At 70.9% G+C, this 24,034-nt stretch carries 20 protein-coding genes; 4 read left to right on the top strand and 16 right to left on the bottom strand.

Translation table 11 applies throughout. The annotated features are described in order from the left end of the window. Window positions 1-65: 65 nt before the first annotated feature. The 4 genes from IE195_RS21205 to IE195_RS21190 all read right to left on the bottom strand — a co-directional run bounded on the left by IE195_RS21205 (window position 66) and on the right by IE195_RS21190 (window position 5,144). Window positions 66-1,409 carry an ammonium transporter gene (locus IE195_RS21205; RefSeq protein WP_191274307.1) on the bottom strand — a complete coding sequence of 448 codons (1,344 nt, stop codon included), beginning with the start codon at window positions 1,407-1,409 and terminating at the stop codon, window positions 66-68. A gap of 418 nt (window positions 1,410-1,827) precedes the next feature. Continuing rightward, window positions 1,828-3,015, bottom strand: a complete 1,188-nt coding sequence (gene ftsY, locus IE195_RS21200) for a signal recognition particle-docking protein FtsY (RefSeq protein WP_191274306.1) — start codon at window positions 3,013-3,015, stop codon at window positions 1,828-1,830. A 59-nt stretch (window positions 3,016-3,074) separates the two neighbouring features. Further along, window positions 3,075-4,106, bottom strand: coding sequence for a FecCD family ABC transporter permease (locus tag IE195_RS21195; RefSeq protein WP_191274304.1), 1,032 nt, complete (start codon window positions 4,104-4,106; stop codon window positions 3,075-3,077). A 42-nt stretch (window positions 4,107-4,148) separates the two neighbouring features. Then, the gene (locus IE195_RS21190) at window positions 4,149-5,144 is read right to left on the bottom strand and encodes an ABC transporter substrate-binding protein (protein WP_191274302.1); all 996 of its coding nucleotides are present in this window, start codon (window positions 5,142-5,144) and stop codon (window positions 4,149-4,151) included. A gap of 636 nt (window positions 5,145-5,780) precedes the next feature. On the opposite strand from IE195_RS21190, the gene IE195_RS21185 reads away from it, so the two are divergent. Then, window positions 5,781-8,450, top strand: coding sequence for a S8 family serine peptidase (locus tag IE195_RS21185; RefSeq protein ID WP_191274300.1), 2,670 nt, complete (start codon window positions 5,781-5,783; stop codon window positions 8,448-8,450). 157 nt (window positions 8,451-8,607) lie between these two features. Here IE195_RS21185 and smc read toward each other — a convergent pair whose 3' ends face one another. The 10 genes from smc to recG all read right to left on the bottom strand — a co-directional run bounded on the left by smc (window position 8,608) and on the right by recG (window position 20,129). Next, entirely contained in the window at window positions 8,608-12,153 is a 3,546-nt protein-coding gene (smc, locus tag IE195_RS21180; RefSeq protein WP_191274298.1) for a chromosome segregation protein SMC, read from the bottom strand. A 416-nt stretch (window positions 12,154-12,569) separates the two neighbouring features. Continuing rightward, entirely contained in the window at window positions 12,570-12,758 is a 189-nt protein-coding gene (locus IE195_RS21175; protein ID WP_191274288.1) for a hypothetical protein, read from the bottom strand. A gap of 363 nt (window positions 12,759-13,121) precedes the next feature. Continuing rightward, entirely contained in the window at window positions 13,122-13,409 is a 288-nt protein-coding gene (locus IE195_RS21170) for an acylphosphatase (RefSeq protein ID WP_191274286.1), read from the bottom strand. Between the two features lie 146 nt (window positions 13,410-13,555). Further along, window positions 13,556-14,410 (bottom strand): bifunctional DNA-formamidopyrimidine glycosylase/DNA-(apurinic or apyrimidinic site) lyase, encoded by an 855-nt coding sequence (gene mutM, locus IE195_RS21165; RefSeq protein WP_191274284.1) that lies wholly within the window; start codon window positions 14,408-14,410, stop codon window positions 13,556-13,558. A gap of 3 nt (window positions 14,411-14,413) precedes the next feature. Continuing rightward, entirely contained in the window at window positions 14,414-15,163 is a 750-nt protein-coding gene (gene rnc / locus IE195_RS21160; protein ID WP_191274282.1) for a ribonuclease III, read from the bottom strand. Between the two features lie 353 nt (window positions 15,164-15,516). After that, a complete protein-coding gene (rpmF, locus tag IE195_RS21155; protein WP_013151268.1) occupies window positions 15,517-15,693 on the bottom strand; it encodes a 50S ribosomal protein L32 in 177 nt (58 codons plus the stop codon). A 134-nt stretch (window positions 15,694-15,827) separates the two neighbouring features. Further along, entirely contained in the window at window positions 15,828-16,373 is a 546-nt protein-coding gene (locus tag IE195_RS21150; protein WP_191274279.1) for a YceD family protein, read from the bottom strand. Between the two features lie 244 nt (window positions 16,374-16,617). After that, complete coding sequence (coaD, locus tag IE195_RS21145; protein ID WP_191274277.1) at window positions 16,618-17,106, bottom strand: pantetheine-phosphate adenylyltransferase; 489 nt, start codon at window positions 17,104-17,106, stop codon at window positions 16,618-16,620. A 216-nt stretch (window positions 17,107-17,322) separates the two neighbouring features. Continuing rightward, window positions 17,323-17,889, bottom strand: a complete 567-nt coding sequence (gene rsmD, locus IE195_RS21140) for a 16S rRNA (guanine(966)-N(2))-methyltransferase RsmD (RefSeq protein ID WP_191274275.1) — start codon at window positions 17,887-17,889, stop codon at window positions 17,323-17,325. A 20-nt stretch (window positions 17,890-17,909) separates the two neighbouring features. Then, window positions 17,910-20,129 (bottom strand): ATP-dependent DNA helicase RecG, encoded by a 2,220-nt coding sequence (gene recG, locus IE195_RS21135; RefSeq protein ID WP_191274273.1) that lies wholly within the window; start codon window positions 20,127-20,129, stop codon window positions 17,910-17,912. Between the two features lie 730 nt (window positions 20,130-20,859). Between recG and rpmB the strand changes: the two genes are divergently transcribed. Further along, the gene (gene rpmB / locus IE195_RS21130; RefSeq protein ID WP_073704548.1) at window positions 20,860-21,045 is read left to right on the top strand and encodes a 50S ribosomal protein L28; all 186 of its coding nucleotides are present in this window, start codon (window positions 20,860-20,862) and stop codon (window positions 21,043-21,045) included. A gap of 155 nt (window positions 21,046-21,200) precedes the next feature. Here rpmB and IE195_RS21125 read toward each other — a convergent pair whose 3' ends face one another. After that, window positions 21,201-21,854 carry a cellulose binding domain-containing protein gene (locus IE195_RS21125; protein ID WP_191274271.1) on the bottom strand — a complete coding sequence of 218 codons (654 nt, stop codon included), beginning with the start codon at window positions 21,852-21,854 and terminating at the stop codon, window positions 21,201-21,203. Window positions 21,855-22,056: 202 nt separating this feature from the next. Beyond that, window positions 22,057-23,052 (bottom strand): thiamine-phosphate kinase, encoded by a 996-nt coding sequence (locus tag IE195_RS21120; RefSeq protein ID WP_191274269.1) that lies wholly within the window; start codon window positions 23,050-23,052, stop codon window positions 22,057-22,059. A gap of 152 nt (window positions 23,053-23,204) precedes the next feature. On the opposite strand from IE195_RS21120, the gene IE195_RS21115 reads away from it, so the two are divergent. Together IE195_RS21115 and IE195_RS21110 are read left to right on the top strand one after the other, a co-directional pair. Beyond that, the gene (locus IE195_RS21115; RefSeq protein ID WP_191274267.1) at window positions 23,205-23,438 is read left to right on the top strand and encodes an Lrp/AsnC family transcriptional regulator; all 234 of its coding nucleotides are present in this window, start codon (window positions 23,205-23,207) and stop codon (window positions 23,436-23,438) included. Window positions 23,439-23,469: 31 nt separating this feature from the next. After that, on the top strand, window positions 23,470-23,931 hold the full coding sequence (locus IE195_RS21110) for a DUF3515 domain-containing protein (protein ID WP_191274672.1): 462 nt from the start codon (window positions 23,470-23,472) through the stop codon (window positions 23,929-23,931). Window positions 23,932-24,034 lie beyond the last annotated feature (103 nt).

The following is a 24,034-nucleotide window of genomic DNA, read 5'->3' as shown; positions in this document are numbered from 1 at the left end:
CCCGCCGGCCCCTGAGCCGCCTCACCGCGTCATCGGTTCAAGGCCCGCGGCCTCGACATTGAGGGTCAGGACTTGACCTGCGGTGAGGCCGTCTCCCCGCCCGGAGGCGTCGACGAGGAGACCGCTTCCTCCTCCAGCTCGTCGAGCTCGTCGAAGGCGTAGGCCGACTCCGCGTGCAGCTCGTGGTCGAGGCCGTTGGTCTCGACCTCCTCGGCGATCCGGAAGCCGATGACGAGGTCGATGACCTTGGCGATGACCCAGGTGACGACGAAGGAGTAGATCATCACGCCGATGACCGAGATGGCCTGGGCGGCCAGGAGGCCGATGCCGCCGCCGGTGAACAGGCCGGTGTCGCCGCCGCCGGGTACCGCGGAGGAGGCGATGAAGCCGATGGCGAGGCAGCCGACGATGCCGCCGACCATGTGGATGCCCACCACGTCGAGGGCGTCGTCGTACTTGAACTTGAACTTCCAGCTGATCGCGTAGGCGCAGACGGCACCGGACAGGAGGCCGACGACGATGGCGCCGACCGGGGTGACGCTGGCGGCTGCGGGGGTGATGGCGACCAGGCCGGCGATGGCACCGGAGGCGAAGCCCAGGGCACTGATCTTGCCGTAGCGGATGCGCTCGACGAGCATCCAGGCGGCGGTCGCGGCGGCGGTGGCGACCTGGGTGTTGACCAGTGCCAGGGCGGCCTGCTCGTTGGCGGCGTAGGCGGATCCGGCGTTGAAACCGAACCAGCCGAACCACAGGAGCGCGGTACCCAGCAGCACGAACGGCAGGTTGTGCGGGCGCATCGACTCGGAGCCGAAGCCCTTGCGGCGGCCGAGGACCAGGACCAGGGCCAGGGCCGCGGCGCCGGCGTTGATGTGGACCGCGGTACCGCCGGCGAAGTCGATGACCTCGGGCAGGCCGGTCCACTCGTGCATGGTGGCGATCCAGCCGCCGCCCCAGACCCAGTGGGCGACCGGGAAGTAGACGATCAGGGCCCAGACCGGGGCGAACAGCAGCCAGGCGCCGAACTTGGCGCGGTCGGCGATGGCGCCGCTGATCAGGGCCACGGTGATGACGGCGAACATCAGCTGGAAGCCGGCGTCGACGAGGAGCGGGTAACCGCCCTCGCCGCCCTCGGCGGGCTCGATCTCACCGAGGAGGTTGGTCAGCCCCACGTAGTCGAATCCGCCGACGAACATGTCGAGGGCGCCGTAACCGGGCGCGTAGGAGAGCGAGTGCCCGATGAGCACCCACAGCACGCTGACGATCGCGATACTTCCGAAGCTCATGAGCATCATGTTCAGGACGCTCTTCGCCCGGGACATGCCTCCGTAGAAGAAAGCCAGGCCCGGGGTCATGAGCATCACCAGCGCGGCGCTCATCAGCAGCCACGCGGTGTTGCCTGTGTCGATCATTTCGTCGCCTCCATAGGACGGACGGGGGATTGTCTTGAAGGGCGGCAGTCAGCGAGCGCATCATCGGGCCCGGTGCGCTGGCCACGGCGTCCACTGTCCGTGCGGGGTGTTTCTCCGCCGGACCCGACGTGTTGCGCGGGCGTAAAAGGACAGACAGAAGTGTTAAGGCGGCGTGAACCGAACGTGCAGGCCGCGCCAATGCACGTGCACGGGCACAGGAGACGCACACCACAGGGGCCGAGGGGCATGATTCGATCACCCTCAGTGACTTCTCACGTCGGCGGTGTCGGTGCGGTCAGGTTCCCGGCCCCGGTGTTTCCCGGGGGTTGCGTTCCGGTGAACCCGCTCCCGGGCGGGTGCCCCGGACGTGAGAAGGCCGGACACCCGTGTGCGGGTGTCCGGCCGGAGGGCTGGCGGATCAGCCGAGGATGGCGTCCACGAAGACCTCGGGGTCGAAGGGCGCGAGGTCGTCGGGGCCCTCGCCGAGCCCGACGAGTTTGACGGGCACGCCCAGCTCGCGCTGGACCTGGACGATGATGCCGCCCTTGGCGGTTCCGTCGAGCTTGGTCAGGGCGATACCGGTGACGTTGACGACCTCGGCGAACACGCGCGCCTGACGCAGGCCGTTCTGGCCGGTGGTGGCGTCCAGGACGAGTAGGACCTCGTCGACCTGGGACTTCTTCTCCACCACGCGCTTGACCTTGCCCAGCTCGTCCATGAGGCCGGTCTTGGTGTGCAGGCGCCCGGCGGTGTCGATGATGACGGTGTCCGCGCCGTCCTCGATGCCCCGGGCGACGGCGTCGAAGGCCACACTGGCGGGGTCGGCGCCCTCCTCCTTGCGCACGACCGGGGCGCCCACCCGCCCGCCCCAGGTCTGCAGCTGCTCGGTGGCCGCGGCGCGGAAGGTGTCCGCGGCGCCCAGGACGACGCTGCGGCCGTCACCGACCAGGGCACGTGCGAGCTTGCCGGTGGTGGTGGTCTTGCCGGTGCCGTTGACGCCCACGACCATGATCACGGCCGGACGGCCGCTGTGCGGTTCGGTGCGCACCGCGCGGTCGGCGTCGGCGCCGATCTGGTTGAGGAGTTCCTCGCGCAGCAGGCCCCGCACCTCCTCGGTGTCACGGGTGCCGAGCACCTTGACCCGGGTGCGCAGGTTCTCGACGATCTGGGTGGCCGAGGTGACACCGATGTCGGCGGTGATCAGGGTGTCCTCGATCTCCTCCCAGGTGTCCTCGTCGAGGGTCTTGGCGGAGAGGAGGGTGAGAAGGCCCTGCCCGAAGGAGCTCTGCGAGCGGGCCAGGCGGGCGCGCAGGCGGACCATGCGTCCGGCCGACGGGGGCGGGGTCTCGATTTCGGGTGCGGCCGGTTCGGCGGGGGCCGGGGCGGCCTCCTCCGCGGGAGGGGCGTGGGCGGGGGGCGTGCCGACCGTCCCCGCATCCCGTTCTCGGTCCTCCTCCGGGGCGGCCTCCTCGGGCTCCCCGGTGACCTCGGGCTTGGTCTCCTCCTTACCCGGTGTGACCGATCGTCGGGTCCTGACCAGGAAGAACCCGCCAACCGCCAGGAGGGCGACGACGACGATGATGCTTACGAGCAAGGTGATGTCCATAGCGTGAACCAGTCTCCCAGAGTGTTCGACGCCTTCGCATCACGCGGGGTGGCGTGCCGTCAGGTACCGCGGTGGCGGGTGGTCCGCAGGATGAGGACGAAGAAGGGTGCGCCGAGGAACGCGGTGACCACCCCGATGGGCAGTTCCGCGGGGGCGACGATGGTGCGCGCCACGATGTCCACCGCCACCAGGAAGGCGCCGCCCGCCAGCACGGTGACGGGCAGGATCGCCCGGTAGTTGGAACCCACGAGGCGGCGCACGATGTGCGGGACGACGATGCCGACGAAGCCGATCAGCCCGCTCACCGAGACGGCGGCCGCGGTGGCCAGGGAGGCGGCAGCGATGACGACCATCCGCACGACGGCGGGGTTCAGGCCGAGGCTGACCGCCTTGTCGTCGCCCAGGGCGAGCATGTCCAGCAGGTAGCCGCAGAGCAGCAGGACGAGGAGCCCGACGGCCGCGTACGGCGCGACGAGGCGGACGTCGTCCCATCCGCCCCGGCCGAGCCCGCCCAGGAGCCATGCGTAGATGCGCTGGAGCTGGTCCACACCCATCTGCTGGACGAGGGTCTGGGCGGCGGAGAGGAACGAGGAGACGGCCACCCCCGCCAGCACCAGGGCGGCGGTGCCGCCTCCCCCGGCGGTGGAGCCGAGTGCGTAGGCGGCCGTCACCCCGGCCAGGGCGCCGAAGAAGGCCGCCACGGGGACCAGGCCGCGCGGGTCGGCGGTCAGTTCCTGCCCGAAGACCATGACCATGGTGGCGCCCAACCCGGCCCCGGACGCGGCACCGAGGAGGAAGGGGTCGGCGAGCGGGTTGCGGAAGACGCCCTGGTAGGCGCCGCCCGCCGTGGCCAGGAGCGCGCCGACCACGGCGCCCATCACCACCCGGGGCAGGCGCAGCTCCATCAGGAGCGCCTCCTGCCGTTCGGTGAGCGGTGACTCGGTGCCGAACGGCAGGAAGCTGAGCATGTGACGGAGGATGTCCGCCGCGGAGATCGAGGCGGCGCCCGCGGAGATGCCGAGGAGCCCGGCCGCGAACAGCGCCGCCGCGGCGCCCAGGAGCCAGCCCAACGGGACCCCGAAGCCCTTCACGCCCTGTTCCCCCCGCTGCTCTGCGTACTGCCCGTGCCGGTGCTACCGGTTGGCGGTCTCGGTGACCGCGTCCCCGACGGCCTGGGCGAAGTCGACCACGCGCGGCCCCCAGCGGGAGGCGATGTCGCCGTCGAGCACGTGGACCGACCCGGTCTCGACCGCGGAGACGGTGTCGAAGGCCGGGCGCTCGGCGACGGCCTCGGCCGCGGCCTCGTCCCCGTAGGAGAGGAAGATCAGGTCGGGGTTCTCCTCGACCACGAACTCCGCGGACAGTTGCGGGTAGTCGCCGCTCTCGTCGTCGGCGGCCTGGTCGGCGATGTTCACCAGGCCGAAGGCGTCGTAGACCTGACCGACGAAGGTGTTGGAGGTCGCGGAGTAGAGGGTGTCGTCGAGTTCCTGGTAGAAGGTCAGCTCGGTGCCCGCGAGTTCGGCGCAGGCGGCGTCGACGATCTCGGTGAACTCGCTCTCCACCCGGTCGGCCTCGGCGTCGGCCTCCTCCGTGTGGCCCGTGGCCTCGCCCAGCAGACGGATCTGGGAGTAGACGTCCTCCATGTCGGCGGCGCCGCCCAGGACCAGGGTGGGGATGTCGACGGCGCCGAGCTGCTCCGCGGTGTCGATGGCGCTGTCGGCGAGGATGACGAGGTCGGGGTCGTACTCGCTGATCGCCTCGACGCCGGGGGTGAAGCCGCTGAGGTCCGTGGTGGGGGCCTCGTCAGGATAGTTCGAGTACTCGTCGGCCGCCTCGACCCGGTCGCCCGCCCCGATGGCGAAGAGCATCTCGGTGTTGCTCGGTGAGAGGGAGACGATGCGTTCGGGCGCCTCTTCGAGGGTGACCTCGCCGAGCACGCCGGCCACGGTGACGGGGAAGGTTCCGTCTCCGACGGGCTCCCGGTCGGCGGCCGGCTCGGGGGCCCCGCAGTCGGCGGAGGCGGCCCCGGTCTCCTCCGTGGTGCCGGGTTCGGCGTCAGTGGTACCGCAGGCCGTGAGGGCGAGGGTGGCGCCCAGGAATGCGACGGGCAGTTGGCGAGCGATCCGCACGGTGCTCCTTCGGTGAGCCGGGAAGGGGCACGGCCCGGTCGGGGACGGCCGGTCCTTCCCACGAGGACGGGTTCGTCGGGGCCGAAGAGGCGACCTGGCTCGTCCCCGCGCTCCGGCGGGGCCTCACAGTTGCGGGACAGCACCGGGTTGGGCGGCCGGATGTGGCCGCGGGACCGGATTTCGCTCGTTCGGCACCGGTCGTGCCTCCCGGAGGGTGGCACAACCCCTCCACTGTACGGGCACCCCTTCGGCCGCCGCGCGCCCGGGTTCACCCGCTCCGAGCTGCGCTTTCCGTACGGTTTCAAGGTCGGCTCCCCGAACCGGAGGCATTCGGTACCGCGTTCCCCGATCCGAGTTTTTGTTTGGTTTCAAACTAAAAATGCTTTATGTCCAATTTATTAACTTCTGAGGCATCAAAAGAAACTCGCACCGCTTGGACCTGCTGCGTGGCCATATTGAGTCTTAATGCGCATTGACACCTCGATCGCACACAGCAATGATCTCGTTGCCATGCGCGCCGATTATCCGAATACGGACATCAAGCGGCGTATCCCCCCGTGCGCGTACACCCGCACCCGGCGGGTCGTCGCCCCCCCGGTGTCCTGAGGCGCGCACGAGAAGGGATGTGTTGACAAGGTGGCACCCCACCGATCACGCCTGGCGCCGCTCGCCGGGCTGACACTCATTGCGGGCCTGGTCGCGGTCGCACCGGCAGGCGCCGACGAGAGCTCGGAACTCGCACCCCTCCACCCGGCACCCACGGCGGAGAACGGCGAGCTGACACACCAGGTACAGGACCTGTGGTTCATTGAACTGGAGAGCCCTCCCACCTCCAGGGGAACGGCCTCCGCACGCGTCGACGACGAGCACGAGGAGTTCCGCGCCGAAGCCGAGGAGTACGGCCTGGAGTACAGCGAACGGCTGTCCTTCAGCGAGCTGTGGAACGGCGTCTCCGTGGAGATGGACGACGCCCAGGTAGGTACGGCTCGGGAGATCCCCGGCGTCGCCGCGATCCACCCGGTCATCCGCCACGAGATCCCCGAGCAGGACGACAGCGCACCGGAGATGGACACCGCGCTCGGCATGACCGGCGCGGACGTCGTACAGAGCGAGCTCGGACTGTCCGGTGAGGGCCTGCGGGTGGCCGTCATGGACACCGGGGTCGACTACACCCACCCCGACCTCGGCGGTTCCAGCGAGTTCCCGTCCGAGCGCGTGGTCGCGGGCCACGACTTCGTCGGCGACGACTTCAACGCCGGCGACCCGGCCAGCTCCACCCCCGCCCCCGACGACGACCCGCAGGACTGCAACGGCCACGGCACCCACGTCGCGGGCATCATCGGCGCCGAGGGCGAGGTCACCGGGGTCGCACCCGACGTGACCTTCGGCGCCTACAAGGTGTTCGGCTGCTCCGGCTCCACCACCTCCGACATCATGGTCGCGGCCATGGAGCAGGCTCTGGCCGACAACATGGACGTGCTCAACATGAGCATCGGCTCGGCCCACTCCTGGCCCCAGTACCCGACCGCCGTCGCCTCGGACAACCTGGTCGACGAGGGCATGGTCGTGGTCGCCTCCATCGGCAACTCCGGAGACACCGGCCTCTACTCCGCGGGTGCTCCGGGCCTGGGCGCCAACGTCATCGGCGTCGCCGCCTACGACAACACCCACATCCGGGCCGCGGCCGCCGAGGCCACCCAGAGCGGCGAGACCATCGCCTACATGGAGATGGACGACGCGGTCCTGCCGCCCGAATCCGGTGAGAGCGACGAACTCGTCTACGTGGGCCGGAGCTGTTCGTCCCTGGGCGACGAACTGGAGGGCGACCCCGAGGGCAGGACGGCCCTCATCGTCCGCGGTGACTGCACCTTCGCCGAGAAGTACGACGCCGCGGTCGACGCCGGCGCCACCGGTGTCGTGATCCACAACAACCTGCCCGGCATGTTCGCCGGAGGCGGCATCACCGACCGGGGCGCCTTCGCCGTCGGCATCTCCCAGGAGGCCGGGACCCACCTCCTCGAACTCCTGGAGGGCGACGAGCCCGTCACCCTGACCTGGACCGGCGATCAGGCCACGGTCGCCAACCCGAACGGCGGCCTGATCAGCAGCTTCAGCTCCTACGGCATGGCCCCCAACCTGGACCTCAAGCCGGACCTGGGCGCCCCGGGCGGCCTGATCAACTCCACCTATCCGATGGCCAAGGGCGGTTACGCCACCATCAGCGGCACCTCGATGTCCTCCCCGCACGTCGCGGGCGGCGTCGCCCTGCTGCTGGAGGCCCGCCCCGACCTCGGCGCGCACGAGGTGCGCGACGTCCTGCAGAACACCGCCGACCCGACGATGTGGTGGGGCAACCCGGACCTGGGGGTCCTGGACAACGTCCACCGCCAGGGCGCGGGCATGCTCGACCTCCCCGGCTCGATCCTGACCACCACGAGCCTGGCCCCCGGAAAGCTGGCCCTCGGCGCCACCGAGGGACCGGTGACCGAGACCGTCACCGTCTCCAACGACGGCGACGAGGCCGCCACCTACGAGATCTCGCACGAGCCCGCGCTGGGCACGCACGGCAGCACCTTCACCCCGTCCTTCAACGCGGCCTCCGCCGAGGCCTCCTTCAGCACGGACGAGGTGACCGTCGGCCCCGGCGAGTCCGTGGAGGTCGACGTGACCGTCACGCCGCCCGCCCGCGACCACGAGCAGATGCTCTACGGCGGCTACGTCACGGTCACCGAGGTCGAGGGCAAGGGTGCGGGCGAGTCCCACCGCGTTCCGTACGCCGCCTACAACGGCGACTACCAGGAGATCGAGGCGATGACCCCGATCACCGACGACAACGGCGACGTGCACGAGCTGCCGTGGCTCACCCGCATCACCGAGTGCGAGGCGTTCTCCGGCCTGGAGTGCGCCGACGACAACGGCGGCACCTTCGAGAACCAGCCCGACGGTGCCACCTACACGCTGGACTGGGTGGACGGGCTGCCCGACATCCCGTACGTGATCGCGCACTTCGACCACCACGTGACCAAGCTGGAGATGATCGTCGTCGACGAGCGCACCGGTCGCCCGGTCCACCCGGACCGGAACGTGGCCGTGGACGTCGACTACGTCAACCGCAGCGCCACCAGCACCGCCTTCTTCAGCTACGCCTGGGACGGCACCGTGGTGGACTCCCGCGACCGCGTCAAGGCCGTGCGGGACGGCGACTACCGGCTGGAGGCCCGGGCGCTGAAGGCGCTCGGCGATCCGGACAACCCGGACCACTGGGAGACGTGGACCTCTCCGGTCATCACCATCGACCGGGGCTGAGCCCGACCCTGTAACGGGTGAAACGACGGGGCCGCCCTTCTCGGCCGAGGAGGGCGGCCCCCGCGTGTGCCGCGGTGTCCGCCTGTCCGGACCCGGACAGGACCCGGGTAGGGGACCGAGCAGGGCTCCCGGACGGGCCGGTCCCAGAGTGGCGGGCTCAGGCGGGCCGGTCGAGCTTCTGGCTGATGACCTGGGAGATGCCGTCGCCCTGCATGGTGACGCCGTACAGCGCGTCAGCCGACTCCATCGTGCGCTTCTGGTGCGTGATGACGATGAGCTGCGAGGACTCCCTCAGTTCCTCGAAGATCACCAGCAGACGCTGGAGGTTGGTGTCGTCCAGGGCCGCCTCCACCTCGTCCATCACGTAGAAGGGCGACGGACGGGCCTTGAAGATGGCGGCGAGGAAGGCCACGGCGGTCAGCGAACGCTCACCGCCGGACAGCAGCGACAGCCGCTTGACCTTCTTGCCCGGAGGTCGGGCCTCCACCTCGATACCGGTGGTCAGCATGTCCTCCGGCGTGGTCAGGACCAGTTTGCCCTCACCGCCGGGGAACAGCCTGCCGAAGATCGCCGCGAACTCCCGCTCCACGTCCAGGTAGGCGGCGGAGAACACCTCCTGCACCCGGGCGTCCACCTCGGCGACGATGTCCATCAGGTCCCGGCGCGTCTTCTTGAGGTCCTCCAACTGCGCGTTGAGGAAGGCGTGCCGCTCCTCCAGCGCCGCGAACTCCTCCAGCGCGAGCGGGTTGATCTTGCCGAGCTGGTTGAGCTGGCGCTCGGCGGCCCTGAGCCGCTTGGCCTGCACCTCTCGGACGTACGGCAGCGGTACCGCCTCCTCCCCCGCGTCCACCGGCGGCGGCACCGGGACCCGGGGGCCGTACTCGGCGACCAGGGCGGGCACGTCCACACCCAGTTCCTCCACCGCCTTGGTCTCCAGCTGCTCCAGGCGCATCCGGCGCTCGGCCCTGGCCACCTCGCCGCTGTGCGCGGAGCTGGTGAGCTTCTCCAGTTCCACGGACAGCTCCCGGACCCGGGCGCGCACGGTCCTGAGTTCCCCCTCGCGGGCCTCGCGTTCGGCCTCGGCGGCCACCCGCTCGGTCTCGGCCGCGGCCAGGGACGCGGCGATCCGCTCCAGGGCCAGCCGTGCGCTCTCCGCCACCGCCCGGGCGACGGTGGCCTGCGCGGCACGTTCGCGGCGGCGCTCGGCCTCGCGCTCCACGGCGCGGCGCTCCTCGGCGGCCTGGGCGAGGAGCGCGTCGGCCCGGCCCGCGATGGAACGGGCCCTCTCCTCTGCGGTGCGCACGGCCAGCCGCCGCTCCATCTCGGTGGCGCGGGCGCGGGAGGCCAGCGCGGCGAGCTCGTCGCGGTGGTCGGCGTCGGGCGCCTCCTCTTCGACCGCGGCGGCGATCTCCTCGGCCTCGGCCAGTTCCTCCTCCAGGCGCTCCAGCTTCCGGGCCTCCTCACCACGCGAGGCGGCGGCCTTCTCGGCGGCCGCGGCGTAGCGTTCGGACTCGGCCTCGGCGGAGCGGGCCTGTCCGCCCAGTTTGCCCAGCAGCTGCGCGGACTCGTTGCGCCTGCGGTCGCTCTGACGGCGCCGCGCCGTGACCTCCTCGGCGGCGGCGGCGGTCTCGGCCCGTTCGCGTTTCTTGGCGTCCAGCTCCACGGCCACGCGCTTGGCCGCCTCGGTGGCGGCCTCCAACCGTTCGGCGGCCTCGTCGACCGCCGCCTGGACCTCCAGGAGGCTGGGCGCGGCCGCGGTTCCGCCGTGGACCATCTCGGCGGCGAAGACGTCGCCCTCAGGGGTGACCGCGCGAACCCCGGGCAGTGCGCGGACCAGGTCACGGGCGCCCCGGGCGTCGGAGGCCAGGGCCACCCGGTCGAGCAGTGCGTGCACCGCGTCGGACAGGTCCCCGGGCGCGGAGACGGCGTCGGCGGCGTAGCGCACGCCGCCGGGCAGGGGCGGCCAGTCGGCGCGGTCGGCGGAGGGGATCGCGCGGGCCACCACGATCCCGGCCCGTCCGGCGTCCTCGGACTTGAGGAGTTCCAGGGCCGCGGTGGCGCTGGCCTCGTCCCGGACGGCGACGGCCCCCGCTGCGGCCCCGAAGGCCGCGGCGACGGCGGTCTCGTGACCGGGATCGACCTGTACGAGGGCGGCGAGGCTGCCGAGCATGCCGGGAAGTCCGGCCTCCAGGAGGGTTCCGGCGCCGTCCTTGTGCGCCAGGCCCAGCTCGAGGGCCTCCTTGCGGGCGGCCAGCGCGGCACGCTCGCCCTCGGCGGTGCGCTCGGTGTCGCGAAGCTCGTTGAGTTCGGCGTCCACGGCCGACAGCCGGCGGGCGAAGCGCTCCTGGGTCTCGTCGAGTTCGGCGTCGCCCTCGTCCAACCCGGCGGACTCCTCGGCCGCCGTCTCGTACTCGGCCTGGGCGGCGACGGCTCGTTCGGCGGCCTGCCGGGCGGCCTCCTCCAGCCGGCTGATCTCGCTCTCCTGCGAGGTCAGTCGTCCCCGTAGGCTCTCCACTCGGGCGGCCGCCCGGACGATACCCTCCCGGCGTTCGGCCGCGGCACGGGAGGCGGCCTCCAGCCGGCGCTCCTCGCGGTGCAGGGCGTCCTCCGCGGCGGAGCGCTCGGTGACACTGGTCTCCAGGACCTCGCGGGCCTCCTCCAGCCGGGTCTGGAGTTCCTCCTCCTGGGCGGCGGCCTCCTCGGCCTCCATCTCCAGTTCCTCGGGGTCGCGGCGCTGGACGACCTCGCCCTGCACCGCGACCAGGTTCCGGTGGCGCTCGGTGGCCAGCCCGCGTACGGCTTCGAGGCGCTCGGTGAGCCGGGACAACGCGTGGTAGGTCTCGGTGGCCCGGGCCAGGACCGGAGCGGCGGCGGTGGCCCGCTCGTCCAATTCGGCCTCGCGTGCCTGGGCCTGGTTGAGGGAGGTCTCGGCGGCCTTCCGGTGCGCCAGGACCTCCTTTTCGTCCGCCTCCTCCTTGGCCAGCTGGTCGGTGAGGGTGACGATGTCGTCGGCGAGCAGGCGCAGCCGGGCGTCGCGCAGGTCGGCCTGGATGACGGCGGCCCTGCGGGCGAGTTCGGCCTGCCTGCCCAGGGGCTTGAGCTGGCGGCGCAGTTCGGCGGTGAGGTCGGTGACGCGGTCCAGGTTGCCCTGCATCGCGTTGAGCTTGCGGATCGCCTTCTCTTTGCGTTTGCGGTGCTTGAGGATGCCCGCCGCCTCCTCGATGAGGGCGCGGCGCTCCTCGGGTCCGGCGTGCAGGACGGTGTCCAACTGGCCCTGGCCGACGATGACGTGCATCTCGCGGCCGATACCGGAGTCGCTGAGCAGGTCCTGGATGTCGAGCAGGCGGCAGGTGTCACCGTTGATCGCGTACTCCGAGCCGCCGTTGCGGAACATCGTCCGCCTGATGGTGACCTCGGTGTAGTCGATCGGCAGGGCGCCGTCGGTGTTGTCGATGGTGAGGCTGACCTCGGCGCGGCCCAGCGCCTGGCGGGTGGAGGTGCCCGCGAAGATCACGTCCTCCATCTTGCCGCCGCGCAGGGACTTGGCCCCCTGTTCGCCCATCACCCAGGACAGGGCGTCGACGACGTTGGACTTGCCCGAACCGTTGGGCCCCACCACACAGGTGATCCCGGGCTCGAAGCGCAGGGTGGTGGCCGACGCGAACGACTTGAAGCCGCGTAGCGTCAGATTCTTCAGGTACACCCGCGCCTCCCACGTCGGTCACCGTTCCTGCCACGGGCGGTCGCCACGGGGCCGACAACAAGGGTGCCACGAAGCGGTGGCCGAGGGGCGGTGTTGGGAAGACCCGGGGCCGATGACCTGCACCACCGTCGGCCGGAGGCGGGGAGAGGCCCGGGAGGACGGAAGGAGGGGGATATCCGGCGGACACGGAGGGTTGCGTAGGGGCCCGCCGGGTACAACGGTAAAGAAGCCGCAAGGGAAAGGAAAAGCGTACGGCGGATTGTCCACTGGGTCCCGGTCCGCGACGACCGGGTTTCGTCAGTGATCCGGCCAGGGACGCCTGTGATGCGTTCGGCGTCCCCGTCAGTGGATCATCAGCGGATCAAAGGTGTCGTGTACGGGCCACTTCCTTCGACCCCACGACGGTGAAACGGAAATCAGGCGAGCGCGGGCTCGCGGTCGGTCGCGCCAGCGACGTCGGTGACGGCCATGCTGAGCTGGTCGTTCTGGGCCTGAAGACGGCTGATCTCGTCCTCAAGGTCGCGTACCCGCTTCTGGAGACGTCGCATCTCCGAGACCATACGCGGGTCGGAGCCGCCAACGTGGCCAAACAGAGCCTTCGCCATGGTGTGGGTCCTCCACAGTGAGTGACCAGTGGTGATGCGCACATACGTGACCCGTGTTCCTGTCGGTCCCACCTACCGTGGGCCGACAGCACGGGCGGAAGATGCGCTGTGTACCTTCCAGAGTCTCACTCTGCGCGCCACTGGTCAAGATTGGATTACAACGGTCCGTAACGACCAAAACCCAGACAGAAACGCCCAGGGCATGTGGTATCGCACGGCACGAACATGATCCACCCCCGGCGGAGCCGGTACGCAGGGCCCGGAAACGGCTTGCGCGGTGGTCCGTGTGTCGCGGCGCCCGGCTACCGCTCGGCCGCGCCGCCCCACGGTCGATGTTCGGACCGCGTTACCCTTCCAGCATACTCACCGTTCGACGAAACCGTCGAAGGAACCCCCCGCCGAAGCCCAGCGTTCGACCACGGAGTCCACCCGTCCGGGGGTTTCTCCGCTTCTCAGGTGTCCCAGGAGCCTCTCGCAGCCCACCCTGGGCCCTTCCGCGACGACCTCGACCCGGCCGTCGTCCAGGTTGGTGGCGGCTCCGGTCAGCCCCGACTCCAACCCGCGAGACCGCACCCACCAGCGGAAACCCACACCCTGGACCCGCCCGCGCACCCACGCGGTCAACCGGACGGGCTCTTCCTCTTTCCTCACGGCCCCGAACTCTCCCTTACTTCACGGAGACACTTTCCTCACCGACACGCCCCGAAAGCCCTTTAGGGCACACAATCGGACATATCAACCATGTCTGCGGGCCTCTCCGCCGACCTCCGGGACCCGGGCCCGCAGGAACGCCCGCCTCAGGAACGCGGGCGCGGAGCCCGCTGGCAGCTCGGGCAACTGAACGACGAACGGTTCATGAACGCCTCGCGCACGATCGGTGTGCCGCAGCGCCCGCAGGGCCGGTCCCGCCGCCCGTAGGCGTTGAGCCCGCGTTCGAAGTACCCGCTCTCCCCGTTGACGTTGACGTACAGCCCGTCGAAGGTGGTGCCGCCCACCTCCAAGGCCTCGGTCATCACGTCGCTGACGTGGCCGAGCAGTTCCCCGGCCTGGTCGTTGGTCAGCCCCCGGGTGGACCGGGCCCAGTGCAGCCGCGCCCGCCACAACGCCTCGTCCGCGTAGATGTTGCCCACGCCGCTGATCAGCGACTGGTCGAGCAGGGCCCGTTTGACCTCGGTCCGCTTGGCTCGCAGCGCCCGGACGAACGCCTCCGGGACGAAGCCGGGGTCCAGCGGGTCCAGCGCGATGTGGTCCACCGACGAGGGCACCTCGGCGTGCTCCCCCGCCTGGTCCACCAGCAGGTGGCCGAAGGTGCGCTGGTCGACGAAGCGCAGTTCGTTGCCGTCGGCCAGGGTCAGGCGCACCCGCAGGTGCCTCTCGTCCGGCTTGCCCTGCGGCTGCACCAGCATCTGCCCGCTCATACCCAGATGGGTGAGGAGCATGTCACCGCTGTCCAGGACGAGCCACATGTACTTGCCCCGGCGGCGGACCGCGGTGGGGATCTGGCCGGTCAGACGTCCGGCGAAGTCGGCGGGGCCCGGCACGTGCCGGCGGACCGAACGCGGGTGCAGCACCTCGACGGCACCGATCCGCCGTCCCACCGCGTGCTCGCTGAGGCCGCGTCGGACGACCTCCACCTCGGGGAGCTCCGGCATTCCTCAGCCCTGCCCCTGGCCGGTGGCCTTGCCCTTGGCCTTCTCGGCGGCGTCCGCACGGGCGCGGATGGCCTTCCAGGCGGATTCGGCGGCCTGCTGCTCGGCCTCCTTCTTGCTGCGGCCCTCGCCCAGGCCGTAGCTCTCCCCCGCCACCCGGACGGTGGCGCGGAAGGTCTTCTGGTGGTCGGGGCCGCTCTCGTCGACGTGGTACTCGGGCACACCGAGCATCCGGGCGGCGGTGAGCTCCTGGAGGGAGGTCTTCCAGTCCAGTCCGGCGCCCAGCCCGGAGGCGGTGGCGATGAGCGGATCGAAGAGGCGGTGCACGAACTCCGAGGCCACGTCGAGGCCGCGGTCCAGGTAGACCGCGCCGATGATGGCTTCGAGGGTGTCCGCGAGGATCGAGGACTTGTCCCGGCCCCCGGTGCCCTCCTCGCCCCGGCCGAGCCGGATGTAGGTGCCGATGCCCAGCCCCCGTGCGACGTCGGCGAGGGCGCGCATGTTGACCACGGCGGCGCGCAGCTTGGCGAGCTGACCCTCGGGCAGGTCCGGGTGCTTGCGGAAGAGGGTGTCGGTGACCACCAGGCCGAGCACGGAGTCGCCGAGGAACTCCAGGCGCTCGTTGGTGGGCAGGCCGCCCTTCTCGTAGGCGTAGGAGCGGTGGGTCAGGGCGCGGAGCAGGATCTTGGGGTCGACCTCGACCCCGATCGCCTGATGGAACGACCTGGCTTCGGAGACGGAGAGTTGGCTGGCCACGCGAGTTCGCTTCCCTGTCGGGCGTGCCGGTGCGCGGCACGCGGAGGTGGAGGGTTCCCCGGTCCGGCCAGGACGCTCGAAAACGAGGTGATCGTCGCGGGAGCACTCGCTCCCCCGGCGGCCACCACGATCTCGGGAGTCCGCACGGAACCCGGATCACCGGTGTTGGGCTGCCCCGGGAAGGTTCGTTCCCGGGGTTTCCCAGATCACTCTACAAAGCTCCGGGGCCGGGGGTCCCCGAGACAGCCCCTCCCCCTGACAGCGCTGCGGGGCGGACCCCTCAGTGGGTTCCGCCCCGATGCGCCTCGGGAGTACTGGATCGGATGCTGGACCCGAAGCCTGTCATCCGCGGGTTAGGCCGGGTTGGTGACCTGGCGGTTGTTGTAGGTGCCGCAGGTCGGGCACGCGATGTGGGGCTGCTTCGGGTCACGGCAGCGCGGGCAGTTGACCAGCACCGGGCGCGACGCCTTCCACTGGGAACGGCGGGTCCGGGTGTTGCTCCGCGACATCTTCCGCTTCGGGACGGCCACTTCAATCCTCCTGGGTCACCCCCGCGCGGTCGCGGGAGGTCGCTTATCTGGTCACCCCGCGCGCTGTGGCGGGGAGGGTGTGCTCCGGTCGTCAGCGGTGCCCGGCGGACACCGCACGCGATCGGTTCACGAGCTCACTGCTGTCCGGGATCCTCCGCGATCGAGCGGAGCGCTTCCCAACGCGGGTCGACACCGTCGCCGTGACCGTGGTCGGGTCCGGCGTCGGCGAGTTTGACCCCGCACTCGGCGCACAGGCCGGGGCAGTCCGGGCCGCACAGCGGTGAGAGTGGGAGCGCGAGCACGACGGCGTCTCGGATTACCGGTCCGAGGTCGAGCAGATCGCCCTCTAGATAGTAGTCCTCATCCTCGTCGCCCGCGTCCTCGTCACTTCCGCCGCTCTCTTCCTCGTCGGCGGCGTAGCGGTACAGCTCCTGGAAGTCGGCCTCCAGCTCCTCGCTCAGAGGGTCGAGGCAGCGGGAGCACTCCGCGTTGAGGCGCCCGTGGGCGGTTCCGGTGACGAGGACCCCCTCCATCACCGCCTCCAGGCGCAGGTCCAGCTCGATCTCCTGGCCCTTGGGCACGCTGGCCATCGCCGTCTCGAACGCCTCGGGGACGGTCACGATTCGGTTGACGGTCCGCATCGACCCCGGCTGGCGGCCCAGCTGGCGGGTGTCGACCACGTACGGGTCACGGGCATCTAGACGAGACAGAGTGATCGCGCTTTCAGAAGAGTTAACGGGTGCCGGGCACGCGGGCTCCGACGCGCTCGGCGTCGGTTGTCGCGGTGGTGCTGACCGGCCTGAGCGCACGCCGGAGACCGGCGACGCCCATGGTCGAACCCAGATTCTACCTACCATGTCCCCGACCACCCAAATCAGCACCCGGGGAGGACTGTGCGCAGGCCGCGGACGGGGCCGCCGGCCCCTACCCCTGGTGGCGTTCGGCGTACTTCTCCCTGAGGCGGCCCTGGACGTAGGGCGTGACCAGACTGGAGACGTCGCCGCGGTGCTGGGCGATCTCGCGGACCAGGCTGGAGGACAGGAAGGAGTACTGGGGGTTGGCGGTCATGAAGACGGTTTCCACGCCGGAGAGCTGGTAGTTCATCTGCGCGATCTGGAGTTCGTAGTCGAAGTCGCTGACGGAGCGCAGGCTGCGGACGATGGTCTCGATGCCGTTCTCCCGGCAGAAGTCGACGAGGAGTCCGTCGAACTCGCTGATCCGGACGTTGCCGAACTCCGCGGTGCCCTCGGTGAGCATGTCGATCTTCTCGGGGACGGTGAAGAGTCCCCGTTTGTTGACGTTGTTGAGTACGGCGGCGATGACCTCGTCGTACTGTTTGGCGGCTCGTCCGATGATGTCGATGTGACCGTGGGTGACCGGGTCGAAGGAACCCGGACAGACGACTCGGCGCACGGTGGATCGCCCCTCTCAAGAACTACTCTCGGGTACCGCGATCGTAGGGGTTCACCCGTACACCAATTCGGGCAACACCCGCTTAGTGTTCTTTCCCCGGACAATTGTGTCCGTACTCACACCGAGGACGACCAGGGCCGGGTCGCCGCCACACCACGCGCGGGCCGTCCGGACCTTCCCGCGCGAAACACCGGAGAACGCCCCCTGCCGCCGCCCCTAACCGGCGGTGCGGGCGTACCAGAGGATCGCCTCGCCGTACCTGCGGCTGCGGTCGGGTTCGACCCCCTCTGGCCAGGCAGGTTCGGCACCGCGCTTGGAGCGCTCCACCACGAGGACCGCGTCCTCGGCCAGCCACCCGTGCCCGACCAGGGCGGAGAGCACCGAGGAGACCTCGTCGTCGGTGACCGCGTAGGGCGGGTCGGCCACCACCAGGTCGTAGGGTGCGCCGTGGTTCGCCCGCGCGAGGACCCGCTCCACCCGGTCAGCGGCCAGTTCGGCCCCCGGCAGCCGGAGTGTGGCGATGTTCTCCTTCACCACCCGGGCGGCCCTGCGGTCGGCCTCCACCAGCAGGGCGTGCGAAGCCCCGCGCGACAGGGCCTCCAGGCCGATCGCCCCGGATCCGGCGTAGAGGTCCATGACCCGGAGTCCGTCGAGGGAGCCGAGGTCGGACTGGACGGAGGCGAACAGGGCCTCGCGGGCCCGGTCGCTGGTGGGTCGGGTGGTACGGCCGTCTGGGGCGGAGATACGCCGCCCGCCCGCGGCCCCGGCGATGATGCGGGTCATGAACACCACGGTAGTGCGGTTCAGGTCTTGTCGAGGTACTCCGCCCGTTCCTCGGGCAGCAGCGCGGCCAGAGCGTCAGCCAGGGGCGGGTGCCCCTTCAGCTCCGGGTCCCGGGCGACGAGGCGGGTGGCCTCCTCCCGGGCCCGGCCGATGAGCTCCTCGTCCCGGACCAGGGTGAGCATCCGCAGGCTCGAACGCGCCCCGGACTGCGCGTCGCCGAGCACGTCTCCCTCGCGGCGCATCTCCAGGTCGGCACGGGACAGTTCGAACCCGTCCGTGGTCGAGGCCACCGCGGCCAGCCGCTCGCGTGCGGGGGTCCCCTCCTCGGACTCGGTGACCAGCAGGCAGAGCCCGGGCAGGCTGCCCCGGCCGACCCGGCCGCGCAACTGGTGCAGCTGCGAGATACCGAACCGGTCGGCGTCCATGACGGCCATGACCGTGGCGTTGGGTACGTCCACGCCGACCTCGATGACCGTGGTGGAGACCACCACGTCGGTCCGCCCGGACGAGAGGCGGCGCATCACCGCCTCCTTGTCGTCCGGGGCCATCCGGCCGTGCAGGGCCTCCACCCGCACGTCGGCCAGCGGGCCCTCCTTCAACCGGGCGAGCACCTCCAGCACGGCGAGCGGCGGGCGGGCCCCGGGCGGCGCCTCCTCCGGCGGAGCGTCGACCTCGTCACCGGCCTCTCCCCCGCCGGAGCCCTCGGTGCCGTCGCCGATCCGCGGGCAGACCACGAACGCCTGGCGGCCCTGGCCCACCTCCTCCCGGATCCGCTCCCAGGCACGGGCGAGGAAGTGCGGTTTCTCGCTGGTGGGGACGATGTGGGTGGCGATGGGGGCACGCCCCGCGGGCAACTGGGTGAGGGAGACCACGTCCAGGTCCCCGTAGACCGTCATGGCGACCGTCCGCGGGATGGGTGTGGCGGTCATCACCAGCACGTGCGGCCGGCCGTTCCGGGCCTTCTCCCGTAGGGCGTCGCGCTGCTCCACCCCGAAGCGGTGCTGTTCGTCCACCACCACCAGGCCCAGGTCGGCGAAGGACACGTGTTCCTGGAGGAGGGCGTGGGTGCCCACCACGATCCCGGCCCGGCCGGAGGCGGCCTCCAGCAGGGCCTCCCGGCGGGCCGCGGTGTTCATGGAACCGGTCAGCAGGGCGATACGGGTGGCGTTCTCGGCGCCGTCGAGCTGCCCGGCGCGGCCGAGCGCGCCGAGCATCGCACTGATGGAGCGGTGGTGCTGCTGGGCGAGGACCTCGGTGGGGGCGAGCATGACGGCCTGGCCGCCGGAGTCCACCACCCGCAGCATCGCGCGCAGGGCCACCAGGGTCTTGCCCGCGCCGACGTCGCCCTGGAGCAGACAGTGCATGGGGTGGGTGGCGTCGAGCCGTTCCGCCAGCCGGTCGCCGACCTCGCTCTGGCCCTCGGTGAGGGTGAAGGGGAGCTGGGAGTCGAAGGCGTCGAGGAGGCAGCCGTCCGCGCCGGGGCGGGGGGTCGCGGGCAGCTCCCCGGCCTGCCGGCGGCGCTGGGCGAGGGCGAGCTGCAGGACGAAGGCCTCGTCCCACTTCAGGCGGCGTCGGGCGGTGCCGACCTCGGCCCACTCCGCGGGCCGGTGGATCCTGCGGAGCGCCCCGTGCACGCCGAGCAGGCCCTGGTCCGCGCGCAGCTCCGGAGGCAGGGGGTCGGGGATGTCCACGGAGTAGTCCAGTGCGACTCCGACCGAGCGGGCGATCGTGGCGGAGTCCAGGCCCTTGACCGCCGGGTAGACGGGGATGAGCTCGTTCGCGTAGGCGCGGGCGGCCTCGCCTTCGAGGCCGTCGTCGTCGAGGAGGACGTACTCGGGGTGGTCGAGCTGTCGGCGCCCCTTGAAGGTGGAGACCCGTCCGGAGAACATGGCCAGCCGCCCGGGGACCAGGGTGTTCTGGTGGTGGGAGCCCCGGTTGAAGAAGGTCAGGTGCAGGCGGGCGGTACCGTCGGTGACGGTGGCCTCCATCATGTCCATCCGTCGGCGCCCCTGACGGGCGGGGATGGTGCGCCGCCTGGCGTCCAGCACCTTGGCCTGCACGGTGACGTCCTCCCCCTCCCTCAGGAGGGCGAGGTCGGTGAGTTCGCCCCTGCGGTCGTAGCGGCGCGGGTAGTAGCGCAGCAGGTCGCCGAGGGTGTGCAGATCGAGTTTGTCGGCGAGTGCCTTCGCCGTCCTGCCGCCGAGTGGTCCCTTGCGCAGCGGCTCGTCCCAGGTGCTCACTGTGGTTCCCGTCCTGGCCTCGTGCATCGGTCTACGCCACGTTAGACCTCCGGTGCGACGTCCGGGGCCGAACCGGAGCTGGCAGCCGCCCCTCCCAGCAGGGGGCGGTGGACTGTTCGCCGTTGAGTGTGCACGGGTGTGCGTGCGCGTGAACGGATCCCGCTGCGACGGTGGTTCTGCGGGCACCGCACTGAATGTAGTTACCATGTGTATGCGACCTGAGACGCCGGGTTTGGTGTCAGTGTTCGTGCCCCCTTGCCGCCAGCGCGATGGTCTGGGGCCTCCCGCACACCTGCGACCACTCCCACACGGCCGGATCGTGAGGAGACCGGCCTCCGGAAACGGACCACACACAGGATGTGTGTCGCCGAACCGGGACCTGAGTACGCCGGGGATCCAGTGCGCCCAGGACCGTTCGGGGCGTGCGATCGAACGGGACCGATCCCGTCCAGTCCGCAGGAACGGTATACTTCTTAGAGTTCATCGCGTTTTCGCCATGCCTGCGTGGCTGATCTCGATGCTCCGGTGGGTGCGCGAGGCTTCGGCCGCACCGCGTTCCACCGTTGCGCGTACGGGTGCCCCCAGTGGTCTGATTCCACCTTCGGGCATGTCTGTCGTGTACTCTTCCACGGTTGGCTTCCTCGCCAGCCTGCCCACCCGGCCTCTTCTGGTCGGATGACCTCTCGCGTGCGGCGACGTGCGCGATCCCGAGCACTTGAATGGAGTTACCGTGGCTTCCGTCTGCGACGTCTGCGGCAAGGGACCAGGGTTCGGTAACAGTGTTTCCCACTCGCACCGTCGCACCCGCCGCCGCTGGAACCCCAACATCCAGACCGTTCGCACCCGCGTGGGCGGCACGCCCAAGCGTGTGAACGCGTGCACCTCGTGCATCAAGGCCGGCAAGGTGGCCCGCTAGGGTCTCCCTCCGCTGTCTTCGAAGAGCCCTCCGACTCCGGTCGGGGGGCCTTCTTCGTGTTTCCGGGCCCCTCTTCCGCGGTGATCTTGCTACCAAGGGCGATTTCGGCGCCGAAGTTGCCCCTGGTAGCAAGATCACCGGTGGGTAGGCGCCGGTCACAGCCGACAGACGTGCCCGTTGAGGGAGCACCGGACGGGGCTCTGGGCGGGACCGACGGCGTCGAAGGTGAGAGAGGCCGAGGCCCCGGGTTCGAGCTGGCCCCCGCTCCCGGACGGGCGGGCCAGGATCCCGTCCTCCAGGGGCTCCCAGTCAGCGTCGCGAACCTCGGTTACCTCGGCGGACTCGAAGGCCAGCGCCAGCTCCCAGGTGTCGAGCCGGGTCTGCGAGGTGTTGGTGACGGTGACGCGGCCGGTGAAGCCGACCGAGGTCGTCTCCAGTACCTGGTAGACGACGGTGGTGGGTTCGGTCCCGGCCTGGATCTGCGGCCCGTCGCCGCCCTCCTCGGCGGAGGCGTCCCCGCTCCCGGGGGCCGGGGAGGCGTCATGGCTGGGTTCGGCGCCGTCCTGGCGGCCGGGGGCCTCCGTCGCGCCGGGGGTGCCGCCGAACTGGAGGTAGATCTGTGTGGTGCTGTAACCGAACAGGAGCAGCCCGAGGATCACCCCGGAGATGATGAGGACGTTGAGTAGTCTCGGGGGTTCGACCCGTTTGGGGACCGTGCTCTCGATGAGTCCGCCGATCCGCCGCAGGGCGCCGGCGTTCTCCGGCTCGCTGCGATGGGCTCCACGACGAGGGCCGTGCCGACTAGCCATGCCGCCCCATATGCCGCCTCCCGACGCCGCTCCGCTGGCCTTCCTGCGCTCTCACCCGTCGGCTCCCGGATCAGGGGTGGTTCCTCGTGCGGACCTTCGCGGTTCCGCTTTCCAACGAGGCCGGACGGACGCCCGGTAGGCAGAGCTGACCGCGTTGGCAAAGCCTAGCGTGATCGCCAAACAGGACAAATCCAAACGGGGCTCACTCCCGCCGGAAATGATCCCATCCACCGCGTTCGACCACGTCCCCGTCCAGTGTGACCGGGTGCTCGGGAACCTCCTCCGAGCCCCGGGGCGCCTCCGCCACGACCCCCACCGCATGCCAGTGCTCCGGGAGCCCGGTCTCCGGCGGGAAGACGGCAGCGAGCGCGTGGTCCTCTCCGCCCACCGCCATCAGACGGCGGGCGGCCGCCACGGCGTTCCCCGCCGGGGCGCCCAGCACACGGACGGCCTCCAGGAGCGCGGGCTCGGGGCGGAGCGCGTCCGACTCCAGGTCGACACGGACCCCGCTCGCCCGGCAGATGTGCCCCAGGTCCTGGACCAGGCCGTCGCTGATGTCGAGCATGGCGGTCGCGCCCAGCACGGCGGCCTCGGGGCCCGCGGCGTAGGGCGGGCTCGGCCTCCGGTGCTCGGACAGGCAGTCCGCGGGGCCGTCGACCCCCCGCTCCAGCAGGGCCAGCCCGGCGGCCGAGAGGCCGAGGTGCCCGGTGTAGGCGACCACGTCCCCCGCCCGGGCTCCGTCACGGCGTACCGGCGCGCGCCCCTCCAGGTCGCCGAGGGCGGTGACGGCGATGGTCAGGGTGTCCGAACCCACCATGTCGCCGCCGACCACGGCTCCCCCGGCCAGGGCGCACTCCTCGCGCACCCCGGCGGTGAACTCCTCGGCCCAGGCCAGTGGGAGGTCGGCGGGCGCGGCGAAACCGATGAGCAGCCCGGTGGGGCGGGCGCCCATGGCCACGACGTCGGCGTAGTTCTGCGCCACGGCGCGGTGCCCGACGTCCCGGGCGGTGGACCACTCCCGTCTGAAGTGGCGGCCCTCGACGAGGAGGTCCGTGGTCGCGACCGTGCGCCCGTCGGGTGCGGCCACGACCGCGGCGTCGTCGCCGGGGCCGAGGATTACATCGTCCGTACTGGGGAATTGGCTCGTCACACGTGTGATCAGAGCGAACTCACCAAGTCCCCCAATGGTGCTCAACACAGAGATCAGGGTACGGTGACGCTCCGGCTCAAGTGGTCCGGACCCGGCGGTCAAGCCCCACGTTCGTCATCCGTTCGTCATCAGCTGTGCCCTCCGGCCGGGGATGCGTTCGCTCGACCTCACACCCGGCACAGCACGAAGGAGAAGACACCATGGTGCAGGCGTACATCCTGATCCAGACCGAGGTCGGCCAGGCGGCGGAGGTCGCGAACCGGATCCGGGGGATCGCGGGGGTGGAGGAGGCACACGACGTCACCGGTCCCTACGATGTGATCGTTCAGGCGAAGGCAGACGACATCGACGCTCTGGGGACTCTGGTGGTGGCCCGGATCCAGCGGCTGGAGGGCATCGACCGTACGCTCACCTGCCCCATCGTCAACATCTGAAGCCGACCGGGTCGATGGAGCGGGTTTGACTGTGCGCAAGCGCTACTTCGGGGCGGCTCTGGCCGTCGCCCTGGTGACGGTCGGCTGCGGCGAGCAGCCCGTGCGGATACAACCGCCCGAGCCGGACGAGCGGACCGCCGAGGTCTGCGCCGCGCTGGTCGCCGACCTCCCGGACACCCTGCTCGACGCCGAACGCGCGAGTGTGCGGCCCGACTCGGAGCTCACGGCCGCCTGGGGCGACCCGCCCATCGGGCTGCGGTGCGGTGTGCCCCGCCCCGCCTCCCTGCAGATGGACTCGGTTCTGCAGGAGGTCAACGGTGTGGCGTGGTTCTCCCCGCCCGAGGACGCCCCCTCCCTGTACACGGTGGTGGAGCGCGAGGCCCACGTCGAGCTGACCGTTCCACCCTCCTACGGTCCGCCCGCGGCCGCGCTCGCCGAGGTGAGCGAACTGGTCGACGAGCACCTGGAGGAGCGCGCCGACAGCGGCCGGTGACCCCGCCGGGGGCTCTTCCGCGCCCCGGACAGACGTGCGGGGCCGGAGACGGTTCTCCGCCTCCGGCCCCGCTTCCGCGGCCCCGGGGACACCGGGAGGCAGC

Source organism: Nocardiopsis terrae, assembly GCF_014651695.1.
GTDB classification, from domain to species: Bacteria; Actinomycetota; Actinomycetes; order Streptosporangiales; family Streptosporangiaceae; genus Nocardiopsis; species Nocardiopsis terrae.
Note: the sequence above shows the minus strand (reverse complement) of the source record. Positions and strands in the feature narration are given on the sequence as shown.

Bases quoted from the DNA above. Each gene is read 5' to 3' on its own strand.
- mutM (WP_191274284.1), bottom strand. From the start codon at position 14,410: ATGCCGGAGCTCCCCGAGGTGGAGGTCGTCCGACGCGGCCTCAGCGAG.
- IE195_RS21115 (WP_191274267.1), top strand. From the start codon at position 23,205: ATGGTGCAGGCGTACATCCTGATCCAGACCGAGGTCGGCCAGGCGGCG.
- IE195_RS21125 (WP_191274271.1), bottom strand. From the start codon at position 21,854: ATGGCTAGTCGGCACGGCCCTCGTCGTGGAGCCCATCGCAGCGAGCCG.
- IE195_RS21175 (WP_191274288.1), bottom strand. From the start codon at position 12,758: ATGGCGAAGGCTCTGTTTGGCCACGTTGGCGGCTCCGACCCGCGTATG.
- ftsY (WP_191274306.1), bottom strand. From the start codon at position 3,015: ATGGACATCACCTTGCTCGTAAGCATCATCGTCGTCGTCGCCCTCCTG.
- rsmD (WP_191274275.1), bottom strand. From the start codon at position 17,889: ATGACCCGCATCATCGCCGGGGCCGCGGGCGGGCGGCGTATCTCCGCC.
- IE195_RS21205 (WP_191274307.1), bottom strand. From the start codon at position 1,409: ATGATCGACACAGGCAACACCGCGTGGCTGCTGATGAGCGCCGCGCTG.